The sequence below is a fragment of the Microbacterium sp. MYb45 genome (assembly GCF_002979655.1).
Lineage (GTDB): Bacteria > Actinomycetota > Actinomycetes > Actinomycetales > Microbacteriaceae > Microbacterium.
This window is the reverse complement of the sequence record NZ_PCPG01000014.1, coordinates 13,329-26,520: the sequence shown is the minus strand read 5'-3', so window position 1 is coordinate 26,520 and position 13,192 is coordinate 13,329. Positions and strand designations below refer to the sequence as shown.

Annotated in this window: 10 protein-coding genes; 6 read left to right on the top strand and 4 right to left on the bottom strand. The window is 67.7% G+C overall.

Translation table 11 applies throughout. The features are described 5' to 3' along the window. Positions 1 to 30 precede the first annotated feature (30 nt). Both CQ034_RS16470 and CQ034_RS16465 read right to left on the bottom strand, forming a co-directional pair. A complete protein-coding gene (locus CQ034_RS16470) occupies positions 31 to 888 on the bottom strand; it encodes a sugar phosphate isomerase/epimerase (RefSeq protein WP_105711912.1) in 858 nt (285 codons plus the stop codon). Next, positions 885 to 1,517 (bottom strand): TetR/AcrR family transcriptional regulator, encoded by a 633-nt coding sequence (locus CQ034_RS16465; protein WP_105711911.1) that lies wholly within the window; start codon positions 1,515 to 1,517, stop codon positions 885 to 887. The genes CQ034_RS16470 and CQ034_RS16465 overlap by 4 nt, the downstream gene beginning before the upstream one ends. Before the next feature lie 148 nt (positions 1,518 to 1,665). Here CQ034_RS16465 and CQ034_RS16460 point away from each other — a divergent pair, with 148 nt between their 5' ends. Both CQ034_RS16460 and CQ034_RS16455 read left to right on the top strand, forming a co-directional pair. Continuing rightward, positions 1,666 to 3,018 carry an MFS transporter gene (locus tag CQ034_RS16460; RefSeq protein ID WP_258134248.1) on the top strand — a complete coding sequence of 451 codons (1,353 nt, stop codon included), beginning with the start codon at positions 1,666 to 1,668 and terminating at the stop codon, positions 3,016 to 3,018. A 1-nt stretch (position 3,019) separates the two neighbouring features. Next, the gene (locus CQ034_RS16455) at positions 3,020 to 5,704 is read left to right on the top strand and encodes a family 78 glycoside hydrolase catalytic domain (protein WP_219860805.1); all 2,685 of its coding nucleotides are present in this window, start codon (positions 3,020 to 3,022) and stop codon (positions 5,702 to 5,704) included. Positions 5,705 to 5,713: 9 nt separating this feature from the next. Here CQ034_RS16455 and CQ034_RS16450 read toward each other — a convergent pair whose 3' ends face one another. Next, entirely contained in the window at positions 5,714 to 6,175 is a 462-nt protein-coding gene (locus CQ034_RS16450) for a MarR family transcriptional regulator (protein ID WP_105711910.1), read from the bottom strand. 164 nt (positions 6,176 to 6,339) lie between these two features. Between CQ034_RS16450 and CQ034_RS16445 the strand changes: the two genes are divergently transcribed. Both CQ034_RS16445 and CQ034_RS16440 read left to right on the top strand, forming a co-directional pair. Further along, positions 6,340 to 8,184, top strand: a complete 1,845-nt coding sequence (locus CQ034_RS16445; protein WP_105711909.1) for an NAD(P)/FAD-dependent oxidoreductase — start codon at positions 6,340 to 6,342, stop codon at positions 8,182 to 8,184. Next, positions 8,181 to 9,194: an SMP-30/gluconolactonase/LRE family protein gene (locus tag CQ034_RS16440; RefSeq protein ID WP_105711908.1), complete on the top strand. Its 1,014-nt coding sequence runs from the start codon at positions 8,181 to 8,183 to the stop codon at positions 9,192 to 9,194. Before CQ034_RS16445 ends, CQ034_RS16440 begins: the two co-directional genes overlap by 4 nt. Before the next feature lie 48 nt (positions 9,195 to 9,242). Here the strand turns inward: CQ034_RS16440 and CQ034_RS16435 are convergent, their stop codons facing one another. Further along, complete coding sequence (locus CQ034_RS16435) at positions 9,243 to 10,280, bottom strand: LacI family DNA-binding transcriptional regulator (RefSeq protein ID WP_181156356.1); 1,038 nt, start codon at positions 10,278 to 10,280, stop codon at positions 9,243 to 9,245. Positions 10,281 to 10,424: 144 nt separating this feature from the next. Between CQ034_RS16435 and uxaC the strand changes: the two genes are divergently transcribed. Together uxaC and CQ034_RS16425 are read left to right on the top strand one after the other, a co-directional pair. After that, positions 10,425 to 11,822 carry a glucuronate isomerase gene (gene uxaC, locus CQ034_RS16430; protein ID WP_105711906.1) on the top strand — a complete coding sequence of 466 codons (1,398 nt, stop codon included), beginning with the start codon at positions 10,425 to 10,427 and terminating at the stop codon, positions 11,820 to 11,822. After that, a complete protein-coding gene (locus CQ034_RS16425) occupies positions 11,819 to 13,117 on the top strand; it encodes a mannitol dehydrogenase family protein (RefSeq protein ID WP_258134247.1) in 1,299 nt (432 codons plus the stop codon). The genes uxaC and CQ034_RS16425 overlap by 4 nt, the downstream gene beginning before the upstream one ends. Positions 13,118 to 13,192 lie beyond the last annotated feature (75 nt).

Sequence of the window (13,192 nt, the reverse complement as noted above, 5' to 3'; positions counted from 1 at the left end):
GTTGGTGACGGGATGAGGTGGTGGCCGCGGTCAGAGGTGACGGTTCAGGAGTTCGGCGCTCGTCTGAAAGCTTCTGATCGGTGATCCTTCGATCCAGTTGCGATGTGTCTCGAGGATCACCGCCCGTGTTCCCGCGAGCTTCGCCTGCTCGATGAACGAGGGGATGTCCATGTTCCCGAGGCCCAGCTCGACGGCATCCGCTTTGTCGATCGGGGTCAGCGAAGAGCCTCTGCGGCGGGTGCCGCGGTCGGTGGTGTGGCACAGTACGACCCGCTCGCCGAGTTCGCGCATGAGTGCGAGGGCGTCTACCCCTGCCGTCGTCGGCCAATAGCAGTCGAACTCGAAGTTGACGGCTGCGGGGTCCGTCTCTGCGATGAGGACGGAGAATGCCGTGCGCCCCGATGGCAGGCGACGGAACTCGACATTGTGATTGTGGTAGAGAAGGGAGACGTCGCCGGCGGCGAGCATGCGGCCCGCGACGTTGAGCCGCAGGGCAAGATCTCGTACCTGTGCCTCGTCGGTGTAGTCGAACCGGTGCATGCCGGTGATGACGACGTGTCTGGTGTCGAAGCTCGCCGCTCGCGAGATCACAGCATCCGGCTCGCGCTCGACAGTGCCGAGGTCCTCATGGAGGCCGACGACCTTCAGTGACGTGCCGCGAATGAGCTCCGGCCAATCGAGCCGTCCGCCGCGGCCGACCGGCATCCCGGATGCTCTCGTCAGCGCCCGAACGAACAGGGGCGTCGGGCGGGTCATGAAGCCGTTCAGCTCGATGCCTTCGAACCCGGCACGCTCGAGCAGCCCCAGCGTCTCGCGTGCCTGCTGCTCGGTCGAGAGCACAGTGCCGAGTTGGATCTGCTGGATCGCCTTCAGCGGGCGCTCGTTCACTGCGCGCCCTCCGACGATGCCGTGGGCGGCTGGGCAGCGATGAGCTTCATGAAGGTCGCCAGCAGCCCGAGGGCATCTCGCGTCGGGTCGAGCAGAGCCTGAATGCGAAGACCGTCGACCATCGCGAGGACGAGGGTGATCTTCTCGTCCGCCGTCAGCAGTTCATCCTCTTTCGTGGGCAGCGGGCCGTCGGTGAAGCGCGAGCGCATGCGCTCACGGCGTCCGAGGAAGAAGCCGTGCGCCGGATGCTCCGGGTTCGTGGCGGCCACCGTGAGTGCCATCCAGTTGCGCTGGAAGTCGGGGTGCGCGAACTCGTCGGCCAGTACAGCGCTCAGGATCTGCTCGCCGGGCACGTGCGCCGTCATGATCCGAGCGGCGAGGTCTTCCTCGTGCTCTTCGCGCTGGGCGAGGGCGGCGGGCAGCAGCTCCTCCTTGCCGGAGAAATGGCGCAGCAGTGCCGCGTGGGTGAGGCCTGCGCGACTGGCGATGTCACGGAGGGATGCCCGTTCGTAGCCGTGTTCGGCGAAGCTCGCGAGCGCGGCCTCGACGATCTCCGCGCGTCTCGCCGGGGTGGAAGCACTCTGCCCTCGGCGGCGCGGGGAGGGCTCGGCTGTCAGCGGCGACGTCATGTTCCCACCCTCTCACTTTTGCCTTCTGTTACCAAAGTGGTTACTATCGCTCAGGATCGACAATCGGTTGCCAAACGGATTTCGATCACATCTCGCGACGACGCCCACTGATGGGCGCCGCGGATCACTGAACGATGAAGGAGTCCAGGTGACCAAGAGTGAATTCGACCGCAGCGACACGATCGACTCGATCGCTGCGGCACAGCCGGTAGGCGGGAACACGCCTGACGGCACTCCGCTGGAGGGAACCCCCGTCGGCTCCGAGCCGACCGCCAAGGTCAGCGGCGGGTACATCTTCTGGCTGATGCTGGCCAATTTCGGTGCATCCATCGCGATGATGGTGCCGCTGGCCTACGGGCTCGCACTGCGCATCACCGAGCTCGCTCCGGGGCACGAAGAGGTGCTCGGCTACGTCACCGGCACCGCGCAGCTCATCTTCCTCGTGCTCAGCCCCATGATCGGCATCTGGAGCGACCGCACCCGGTCGCGCTTCGGGCGACGCACCCCCTTCCTGTTCCTCGGCGCTGCCCTCGGTCTCGTCGGCGCGGTCATCATCGGCTTCGCCCCCAACCTGCTGCTCGTCGGTGCCGGCTGGGTCATCGCCATGACCGGCTGGTCGACTGCCGGCGCGGCGATCCAGACTCTGCAGGCCGACAAGCTGCCCGAGGAGCAGCGCGGCAAGGTCTCGGCCCTGACGGGTCTGATGACCCAGGTCGCGCCGGTGCTCGGCATCGGAATCGCCTACGCCGTGTCGTACAGCACCTTCCTGGTGTTCTTCGTTCCCGCCGTGATCGGCGTCGTGCTGCTCGTGCTGCTCCCGACCTTCAAGAAGGAGGGCAGCTCGAAGGACCTGGTCGTCGACTCGAGCGTCACGCTCAAGAAGGTCATCGCGGGCTACGGCTTCAACGCTCGCAAGTACCCGGACTTCGCCTGGAACTGGGTCGGCCGCATGGTGTTCTTCATCGGCCTGTACTTCAACACGACCTTCGGCACGTTCTTCTATGCCCAGCGTCTCGACCTGCCGGTGCGCGAGGTCGCGGGTGTCGTCGCCACCGTCGGCATGCTCGGAGTCGTCGCCGCCGCTGGTGGCGCGCTGCTGGGAGGTTTCCTCTCGGACAAGCTCAAGCGACGTCGACTCTTCGTGCTGATCGCCGCGTTCATCTTCATCGGCGGTGCGCTCGCCGAGGCCTTCGCGTGGTCGCTGCCGCAGCTGATCATCGGTGCCGTCCTCATGCAGCTCGCGATCGCGGTGTTCGCCACCGTCGACCAGGCGATCGTGTACGCGATCATTCCCGACCGCGCCGAGTCCGGCCGCTACATGGCCGTCGTGGCGTTCGCCCAGAAGATCCCCAGCGCGATCGCCCCGCTGGTCGCTCCGCTGATCATCACGATCGGGGCCGTGGGCGCCGAGAAGAACTACACGCTGCTCTACTTGATCGGCGCAGTGTTCGCCCTCATCGGCGGTCTGATCATCATGTTCAAGGTCAAGGGAGTGCGTTGAGATGACGCTCACATCGAACCCGGCATCCGTGCCCACCGCGCCCTACGATCTGCGGATCGACAGCGGCGGCGACGAGTTCACCGTCTCCGAGGGTGCGCCGCGGCTGTCGTTCACGGTCCCGGTCGCCGCGGCGGCGTGGACCGGGTTCGAGCTCGAGGCGATCGTCGACGGTGAGCGTCGGGCACTGGTGCCGCTCGGCGCCGACGCGCACCTCTTCATCGACTGGCCGTGGGTTCCGCTGTCGAGCGGTCAGCGGGTCCAGTGGCGCGCACGTGCGAACCACGGGGATCGTCTCTCGGAATGGTCGGACTGGGCATCCTTCGAGTGCGGACTGCTCGACGCGGATTGGACCGCCGAGTGGATCAGTCCCGTCGAACACGACGATCCCGGATACGGGGCGCGGGGTGCTCACACGCTCGCTCACACCTTCGGGGCCAGTGGCATCGTCTCGGCGCGGCTGTACTCGACCGCACTCGGCGTCTACGAAGCTCGCATCAACGGCGAGCGGGTCGGCACGGCCGAGCTGTCGCCGGGGTCGACCTCGTACGACCGCACCCTCTACGCACAGGCTGCCGATGTGACACGGATGCTGAGCGATGGCGAGAACTCGCTCGAGATCGAGCTCTCCGACGGCTGGTATCGCGGGCAGGTCGGGGCGTTCCGTCTGCCGGCGGGGTGGGGCACGACTCTCGCAGCGCGAGCTGAACTTCACCTCGGGCTTTCCGACGGCTCGCGACAGGTGATCCGCACCGACGGAGACTGGACCAGCGCTCGGTCCAGAGTGATCCGCGCCGACCTGATGGACGGGCAGACGACCGATTTCCGTGCGGATGCCGGGTCTGCGGAAGCCGTGATCGTCGGCGCGGTCGAAGGTCCGTCGATCTCGTGGTCGCCGGCTCCACCCGTCCGGGTCGTGGAGACGCGCGACGCGGTGAACGCGACCCGCCTCGCGGACGACACCTGGGTGCTCGACTTCGGTCAGAACGCCTCCGGCTGGCTGCGGCTGGCGGATCTGGGGCCTGCGGGCATCCGCACCGTCGTCGACTACGGCGAGTACGTGGGGCCGGATGGCGATCTCGACACGTCGCACCTCGATTCCACGAAGCCGGGGGAGCCCGACGTCGTCTTCGTGCAGCACGACGAAGTGGTCTCCGCCGGAGGCGGAGAGATCTTCGAGCCGCGTCACACGGTGCACGGATTCCAGTACGCCAGGATCACGCGCCACGGCGCTCCGTTCGACCCGGCGTCCGCGCAGATGCAGGTCGTGCAGACGGATCTGCGTCGCACCGCATCTTTCGAGTCGAGTGATCCCGACCTCAACCGGCTGCACGACATCGCCGACTGGAGTTTCCGCGGCAATGCGGTGGATGTGCCGACCGACTGCCCGACCCGTGAGCGTCTAGCGTGGACGGGCGACTACCAGGTGTTCGCGCCGACCGCTGCGCGCCTGTACGACGTGCTCGGATTCACTCGCAAGTGGCTGCAGTCGGTGCGCGACGATCAGCTCGACGACGGTCGCGTCGCGAACTTCTCGCCTGACGGCCGTCGCATCAAGCACAAGCTCGACGACCAGTTCGCCATGATGACGGGCTCCTCCGGGTGGGGTGACGCGATCACCTTCGTCCCGTGGGAGATGTACTCCGCATACGGCGACGTTCGAGTTCTCGAGGAGAACTGGGACGCGATGGTGCGGTGGGTGGAGTGGGAGCTCGGGGCCGCCCGTGCGAATCGGCATCATTCTCGCGTCGAGCGCTCTGCCGAGCCGCAGCCGCACGAGGAGTATCTGTGGGACGGCACATTCCACTGGGGGGAGTGGACCGAGCCCGTCGCGAAGGCGGAGGACGGGTCGCGTCTCGACCCGATCAAGACGAACCCCATGGCCTGGTTCATGGCCGACAAGGGAGAGGTGGGAACCGCCTACCTGTATCGCTCCGCTCATATCCTCGCGGATGCCGCGGCCGTGCTCGGCCGAACGGGCGAATCGGCGAAGTATGCCGCGATCGCCGAGCGCGTGCTCGACGCGTGGCGTACCGAGTTCGTCACCGATGACGGGCGTACGGTGCAGGACACCCAGGCCGCCTACGTGCGGGCGCTCTCGTTCGGGCTCATTCCCGAATCGCTGCGCCCGGCCGCCGCGCAGCGCCTCGTTGAACTCATCCGCGACGCCGGTACCCATCTCGGCACCGGATTCCTCTCGACGGGAGACCTGCTGCCGGTGCTCGCCGACAGTGGGCATGCGGATGTCGCCTATGACCTGCTCTTCCAGCGGAGCGCACCCTCATGGATGTACATGATCGACAGGGGTGCGACGACGGTCTGGGAGGACTGGGAAGGCATCGACGGCGAAGGTGTCGCCCATGAGTCACTGAACCACTACAGCAAGGGTGCGGTCATCCGCTTCCTGCATACCCACACGCTCGGTCTCCGTCAGGGTCCGGGGTCGATCGCCTGGGAGTCGTTCACGATCGCGCCGCTCCCGGGCGGCGGGGTCACCTGGGCGAAGGGACACCTCGACAGCCCTCAGGGGCGGATCCGGGTGGAGTGGCGCATCGAGGGGGACGAGCTGGTGGTCGAGGCGGACATCCCGGCAGGGAGTCGCGCGACCGTGGTCTTCCCCGACGGGACGACGCGGGCGGCCGGACCCGGTTCCTTCTCGGGCACGGGCGGTCGCGCCGGGGCTCGCTGAGGGCGCGGATCAGCCGTCGCGTGTCGCCGCGGCCTGCAGCTGTCGATTGATCGCCCGCAGGCCGACGGCAAGCGATTCCAGCTCGTCGATCGTCAGCCCGTCAAGGATGTCCGCGCCCATCTCGGGGCGAGCCGCCATGATCTTCCCGATCACATCTCGCCCGAGAGGCGTGGGCATCAAGCGTCGCACGCGCTGGTCGACGGCATCCGTGAGCCGTTCGACGAGCCCCTGGTCGACGAGCCGCTCGACGAGCTTCGACATCGTCGCGAGTGACACCTCGAACGACGACGCGAGGCCACTGATCGTGCTGCGATCCGACACGACGATGGATGTCAGCACCTTGAGCTGCTGGATCGTCAGCTGCGTGCTCAGCAGGGAGCCGATCATCCGGGGAAGTGAGCGCACCGAGACCGCCAGGGTGAGGGCATCGATGTTCTCCAGTGCCTCCGCACGCCTCCGGTCATCGCTCACACCTGTACCGTAACGCGCTCTGGGGGTATTCCCAGCGATATTTACTTAGCCTCAGGCTAACCTTCTGACAAGGAACCGATCCGGGGTCGTGTCGGGTTCATGTTCGCGCCGTCCCCAGTTCGCGCCGACCTGCGCCCGCGCCCCGGCGACAGGAGGACGGAACCATGACGGACGAGGCACAGAGCACCGAGGGTGAGACCCAGCATCTCCAGGCGCTGCGAGAGAAGTACGCGCAGGAGAGGGAGCGGCGGGTCCGCCCCGATGGAGCGACCCAGTATCGATCGGCTCTCGGCGAATACGGCTACTACGCGAAGGATCCGTACACGCCGCGCGTGGAGCGCGAGCCGCTGCGTGACCGCGTCCAGGCGCTCGTGATCGGAGCGGGTTTCGGCGGGCTGCTCACCGGCGCCGGGCTGCGTGATGCGGGGATCGACTCTGTTCGCCTCATGGACGAGGCAGGAGACGTCGGGGGAACCTGGTACTGGAACCGCTACCCGGGCATCCACTGCGACATCGAGTCGTACGTCTACATGCCACTCCTGGAGGAGACCGGCTACATCCCGAGCAGGCGCTATGCGCCGGGCGAAGAGATCCGTCAGCATGCGGTCCGAATCGCGGAGCACTATGACCTCTACCGCGACTTCATCGGCCACACCCGTGCGACCGGTCTGACCTGGGACGAGGATGCATCCGAGTGGGCCATCGAGACCGACCGAGGCGATGTGTTCCGCGCGCGCTACGTGATCACCTCCTCCGGCACGTTGACGCAGCCGAAGCTCCCCGCCATCCCGGGTTTCGAGCGCTTCACGGGTCACACCTTCCACACCAGCCGCTGGGACTACGCCTACACGGGCGGATCGGCGGACGGCGGGCTGACGAAGCTCGCCGACAAGCGGGTCGCCGTGGTGGGCACGGGCGCGACAGGGCTTCAGGTGATCCCGCACCTCGCCGAGCATGCGCGTGAGCTGTTGGTCTTCCAGCGCACGCCATCGACCGTCGATGTGCGTGACAACCGGCCCACGGATCCGGAGTGGGTGGCGACGCTATCTCCCGGCTGGCAGCGCAAGCGGATGGACAACTTCCTCGAGGTGCTGGCCGGCGAGCCCGTCGAGCCCCTCGTGCAGGACGGGTGGACGTCGACGCAGCGGCTGCAGCGGAGCATCCTCTCCGGCAGTGTCGACGGGACTCTGACGGAGGAGGACCGCCTGCTGCAGGAGGAGCTCGATGACGCCGCGAAGATGGATTCTCTGCGAGCTCGAGTGGATGCGACCGTCGATGACCCCGCCACCGCAGACGCCCTCAAGCCCTGGTACCGGTACATGTGCAAGCGGCCGGGGTTCAGCGATCTCTACCTGCAGGCCTTCAACCGCCCGAACGTGACGCTCGTCGACACGGCCGACACGCACGGCATCACGGCGCTCACGGAGACGTCGATCGTGGTCGGCGACGCGGAGTACGAGGTGGACTGCCTCATCTTCGCCACCGGATTCGACGTCGGGGTCTCAGGGGTGGTGTCGGGCACCCTGCCCGTGTCCGGGCGGGGAGGTCGAGCCCTTCTCGAGGCCTGGGGGATGGGGCCGCGGACGCTGCACGGATTCACCACCCACGGGTTCCCCAACCTGTTCCAGCTCGGCCCGATGCAGAACGCGAACTCGGTGAACTTCGTGCACATCCTGCAGGAGCAGGCGCTGCACATCACGACTGTGATCGCGCGTGCGCAGCAGGTCGGTGCGCGCCGCATCGAGCCGACCGCCGAGGCCGAGGACGCCTGGTGCCGCACGGTCGTGGAGACCTCGAGAGATGTATCGGAGTTCCAGGCCCAGTGCACGCCCGGCTATTACAACGGAGAGGGTTCGCGCACGATCGGCGGGCTCACGTACTCGCCGGGACCGGTCGCGTTCCACCGCCTGCTGCGCGAGTGGCGTGCGGGAGACATGGCGGAACTGCTCGTCGTCGACGATGCGGACGAACGCGTGCGCGAGTCGGCGGAGATCGGGGTGTCGGCATGAGGGCGGTGCTGGCGACTGCGGCAGGCGCGGTCGGGGTGGTGGCCCTCTTGGTGGGGTGTGCGCCCGCCGCTCCGGATGCGGCGCAGACGGATGCGGCCGAGGGGCCTGCTGCGGAACAGCGCTCGGAAGAGCTGCTCCAGGTGACGGAGCCGCATGAGCTCACCGGTGGGACGCTGCTCGAGGGGCCGACTTTTCACGAAGACGGGCCGCTGTTCATGGTCGACGTGATGGCGCCCGCCGGGGAGGCGAAGGTCCTGCGCGTCGACGTCGAGGAGCGCACGGTCGATCAGGTGTTCACCGATGAGACGAGCGCGTTCACCTCGGCGCAGTTCCACCCGAGTGACGGTCGCCTGTACCTCACCGACTTCCTCGGCGGTGGCGTCATGAGCATCACGGCAGAGGGAGAAGACCCGCAGGTGCACTTCTCTGGCGACGTCGACGGCATCGCGATGCTGCCCGACGACATCGCGTTCCATCCCGACGGCACGATGTTCGTGACCGACACCCGCGGCATGGACGGTCCCGGATGGGAGACCCCGGGGCGTGTGGTGAGGATCGGCGCCGACGGGCAGGCGTCGACCCTCGCGGGCGATCTGCCCTCCCCGAACGGCATCGTCTTCGACGAGGAGGATGCGGGGCTCTGGGTCGCGCAGTACAACGCGAACCGGATCGACTACTTCGCTCTCGACGAGACGCGCACCCGGGTCGTCTCGGCGTATCCCGCGATCCACGTCGACGGCGGGATCGGACGCATCGACTCGACCGCGGTCGACGCGGAGGGCAACATCTATCAGATGTTCCACGAGAAGGCCGAGATCGTGGTCTTCGCCAAGACCGGTGAGCAGATCGGCAGGATCCGCGTGCCGGGTGAGGGGCTGGAGTCGGCGACGAACATCGCCATCGCGCCCGGCACGACGGATGGCTACGTGGTGGTCAGCGGCCCAGCCGGTGGCTTCGTGCACACCTTCGAGGCCTACGGGGAGGGCATCCGGCAGTCCAACGGCGGGTGAGGGGCCGTGAGCGTCCCATCTGTCGCTGATGGATGGGACGCTTCGTCCCTACTGAGGTCGCTCGACGGGTCGTGCAGTCGACTCGCGCACGACGAGATCCAGCGGAAGGACGACCTTCGAGGGGATGCGATTCCGCTCGGGGTCGATGAGTGTCTCCATGGCCCTCGTGCCGATCTCCCGCAGCGGAGAGCGGAGTGTCGTCAGCGCGGGGACGGCGAGCTCGGCGCTGAAGATGTCGTCGAACCCGATCACGCTGAACGCCTCGGGCAGCGTGAGGCCGGCGCCGCGGGCCGCTCGGAGCAGACCATGAGCGACCAGGTCGTTGTAAGCCAGAACGGCGGTCACGCCGCTGGCGCGCACGCGCCGGAGCGCATCCGCACCTGCGTCTACGGTCGGCGAGTCCACGGCGATCTCCACCAGCGAGATGTCACGCGACATCGCCAGGTCGAGCGTGAGCTCCCAACGGGAGCGATTGATCTGCAGGCCGCCCAGGCCGAGGTACGCGACCGACCGATGCCCGAGATCTCGCAGATGGTCGATGGCTGCGGTCAGTCCCATCGCCAGGTCGGGGATGACGCTCGGCAGGGACGGTGCCGAGTGGTTGGCCGCCACGATCGGCTTCACGCGAGCCAGGTCTGCGAGGGCTGCATCGTCGAGGCGCGACGCGACGACGAGCAGACCGTCGACGGACGACTGCAGAGTCTCGATGGTCTCTCGTTCGATGTCTGCTGCGGCCTCGGTCTCCGACACGACGAGGGTGAAGCCGCCGGCGCGCGCGACCTGCTCCGCGCCGCGGATCAGCTCGAAGTGCACCGGATTCGTGATATCGGGGAGCACGATCGCGAAGGTGCCCGAGCGCCCGGTGGGAAGAGCTCTCGCCATCGGGTTGGCGCGGTAGCCGAGCTCGGCGGCCGCTGCGCGGATCTTCTCCTCGGTCGACGCGTTCGTGCGACCCGGCTTGTTCAGAGCGCGGGAGACGGTCGAGGGATTGAGGCCGACCCGCTGTGCGATGTCGTAGATGGTCGCTCGGCGGGCAGGGGCGCCACCGCTGCCTGGCGCCTCATCGGGTGTGGTCGGATCGTCCATCGACATGGTGTGCGGTTCCCCTCGCTGCGACCGGCATCCGGTTCCCCGATCGTACGCCAGCCGTCTCGTCGGGGTATGCCGGCAGGAGAGCAAGGAATTTGGCAACCGATTGACAAAATCACCGGAAACCGGTCTGATAGAGAAATGCTCCAGCCGCAACGCCGCGACCGCGACCGCCTGCTTCCCGCCGACCCGGCGACGCGCTCCGTCGCACGATCCCTCTACGAGCGCGTGTCGTCCGCGCCCATCGTCTCGCCGCACGGCCACGTGCCCGTGGAGTGGCTCGTCGAGGACCGCCCCTTCGCCGACCCGGCATCGTTGCTGATCACGCACGACCACTACGTCACCCGGCTGCTGCATGCCTCGGGTGTCGGGCTCGATGAGCTCGGCGTCGGCGGGGCGCCCGCAGATCCGCGGGAGGTGTGGCGGCTGTTCGCCGAGCGCTGGCCGCTGTTTGCCGGCACGGCGTCGGGGTACTGGCTGACCGAGTCGCTCGAGAACGTGCTCGATTTGCGGACGCCGCTCACGGCCGCGACCGCTGACGACGCCTACGACCACATCGCCGCCAAGCTCCTCGAGCCGGGCATGCGCCCACGCGCCCTCTTCGACAGCTTCGGCATCGAGGTGCTCGCGACGACCGACGATCCGCTCGACGACCTTGCAGGGCACGCGGCGCTCGCCGCCGAGGGCGCGGTCGGCAGGGTCGTTCCCACCTTCCGGCCCGACCGCTACCTCGACCCGGACGCCGTGGGCTTCGCCGAGAACGTCCGACGCCTGCTCGAAACCACGGGGCAGACGAGCACCTTCGCCGGCTACCTCGCAGCGCTCGAACAGCGCAGGCGGTACTTCATCGAACACGGGGCCGTCTCGGCCGACCACGGCGTCGAGGTCCCCGACACCCTCGATCTCGACGCCGCCGAGGGGCAGGCGCTGTTCGCCCGAGTGATGGCCGGAGATGCGGATGCCGCCGATCGCCACGCCTTCCGTGCCCACATGCTGCTGCAGATGGCCCGGATGAGCGTCGACGACGGTCTGGTCATGACGATTCACGCCGGGGTCGTCCGCAACCACAACACGGCGACCTCAGGGAGGTTCGGGCCCGACACCGGCCACGACATTCCCCGTCGCACCGACTTCGTCGGCGGCCTGCGACCTCTGCTCGAGCGGTTCGGGCTCGAGCGCGACCTGCACCTTGTGCTGTTCGCGGTCGACGAAACTGTCTATTCGAGGGAGGTCGCGCCGCTGGCCGGCTTCTATCCGAGCGTCTATATCGGCGCGCCGTGGTGGTTCCTCGACGCCCCCGACGCGATGGCCCGATTCCGGTCGGCGGTCACCGAGACCGCAGGATTCTCGCGGGGGTCAGGGTTCATCGACGATACCCGCGCGTTCCTCTCGATCCCCGCCCGGCACGACACGGCTCGCCGGGCGGATGCCGCCTTCCTGGCCCGCCTCGTGGCCGAGGGTCGGGTGAGCGAGGAGGCGGCGGCCGCGATCATCGGCGACATCGTCGGTCCGCAGCCGAAGCGGGTGTTCAAGCTGTGAGCGCCACGACACTCGGCGTGCGCGAGTCGCCGGCTCCGCCCGTGCGGATCGTGCACATGGGGCTCGGCGCCTTCCATCGCTCCCATCTGGCCTGGTATACGGCCCATGCCGCGGATGCAGCGGGGTGGGGGATCGCGGCGTACACCGGACGAAGCGCCGGCCTCGCGGATGACCTCACCGCCCAGGACGGCCTCTACACACTGGTCGTGCGCTCGCCGGAAGGCGACGATGCGGAACGGATCGGCAGTATCGTCCGGGCCCATCCGGGCACCGACATCCCGTCCTTTGTGAACGACCTCGCAGCTCCCGCGACAGCCATCGTCAGTCTGACGATCACCGAGGCCGCCTACGCCGATGAGCAGGCGTCTCTCGATCGAGCCCTGCTCGCAGACTCGGTCGGCGATGGCCTCGCCAGCGTGCGCCCTGTCACCGCTATCGGTCGTTTGGTGCTCGGTCTCGAGGCGCGCCGGCGCGCGGACTCCGGGGCGGTCGCTCTGGTCTCCTGCGACAACCTGCCTGAGAACGGGGAAGTGCTCCGACATGCGGTCCGCGCAGTGGCAGCCGGGGTGCCGGGTCTCGTCGACTGGATCGATGCGCACGTGTCGTTCGTGTCGAGTTCTGTGGATCGGATCACGCCCCGACTCACGGACGATGAGGCGGCTGAGCTCGCGGAGCGCTACGGTGATCGTGCGCCGGTCGTCGCCGAGCCGTTCTCCGACTGGGTCATCGCCGGGGAGTTCCCTGCGGGCCGACCGCAGTGGGAGGCGGCGGGAGCTCGCTTCACCGACGAGCTCGAACCGTGGGAGGCGCGAAAACTCTGGCTGCTGAACGGTGCTCACACCCTTCTCGCCTCGCTCGGTCGGCTTCGCGGAAATCACACGGTTTCCGACGCCATCGCAGACGCGGACTGTCTTCGTGCTGTCGAGGCGTACTGGGACGAAGCCTGCCGACATCTTCCCCCGGAACTCGGACTGCGGGAGTACCGCCTGGCGCTGCTCGATCGCTTCCGAAACCCTCGCATCCGGCATCTTCTCGCGCAGATCGGTCTCGATGCCGATACCAAGATGCGGGTGCGTATCGCGCCGGTGGCTGAGCGTGAACGCAGCGCGGGACGTTCCGCCGACGCGTGTGCGAAGGTCGTAGCCGCATGGCTGGCGATCGACGGACGGGGAACGGACCGCTCGTCCGTCGAATGCGCGATAACCGACCTCAGCCCCGTGCTCAGCGCCGACGCGGGGTTCGTCGACGCAGTGCTCGCGAGCCGACGATCGATCGGCGATCTCACGCTTCGGTAACAAGTTGGCAATCGGTTGTCATCAATCCCAAACCCTGCTTTACTGGCACCAGCCGCTGCCGTCCTTGTCCGCTTC

Excerpts from the sequence above, each read along its gene's own strand:
- CQ034_RS16455 (WP_219860805.1), top strand. The coding sequence starts at position 3,020 with ATGACGCTCACATCGAACCCGGCATCCGTGCCCACCGCGCCCTACGAT.
- uxaC (WP_105711906.1), top strand. The coding sequence starts at position 10,425 with ATGCTCCAGCCGCAACGCCGCGACCGCGACCGCCTGCTTCCCGCCGAC.
- CQ034_RS16465 (WP_105711911.1), bottom strand. The coding sequence starts at position 1,517 with ATGACGTCGCCGCTGACAGCCGAGCCCTCCCCGCGCCGCCGAGGGCAG.
- CQ034_RS16435 (WP_181156356.1), bottom strand. The coding sequence starts at position 10,280 with ATGGACGATCCGACCACACCCGATGAGGCGCCAGGCAGCGGTGGCGCC.
- CQ034_RS16440 (WP_105711908.1), top strand. The coding sequence starts at position 8,181 with ATGAGGGCGGTGCTGGCGACTGCGGCAGGCGCGGTCGGGGTGGTGGCC.
- CQ034_RS16445 (WP_105711909.1), top strand. The coding sequence starts at position 6,340 with ATGACGGACGAGGCACAGAGCACCGAGGGTGAGACCCAGCATCTCCAG.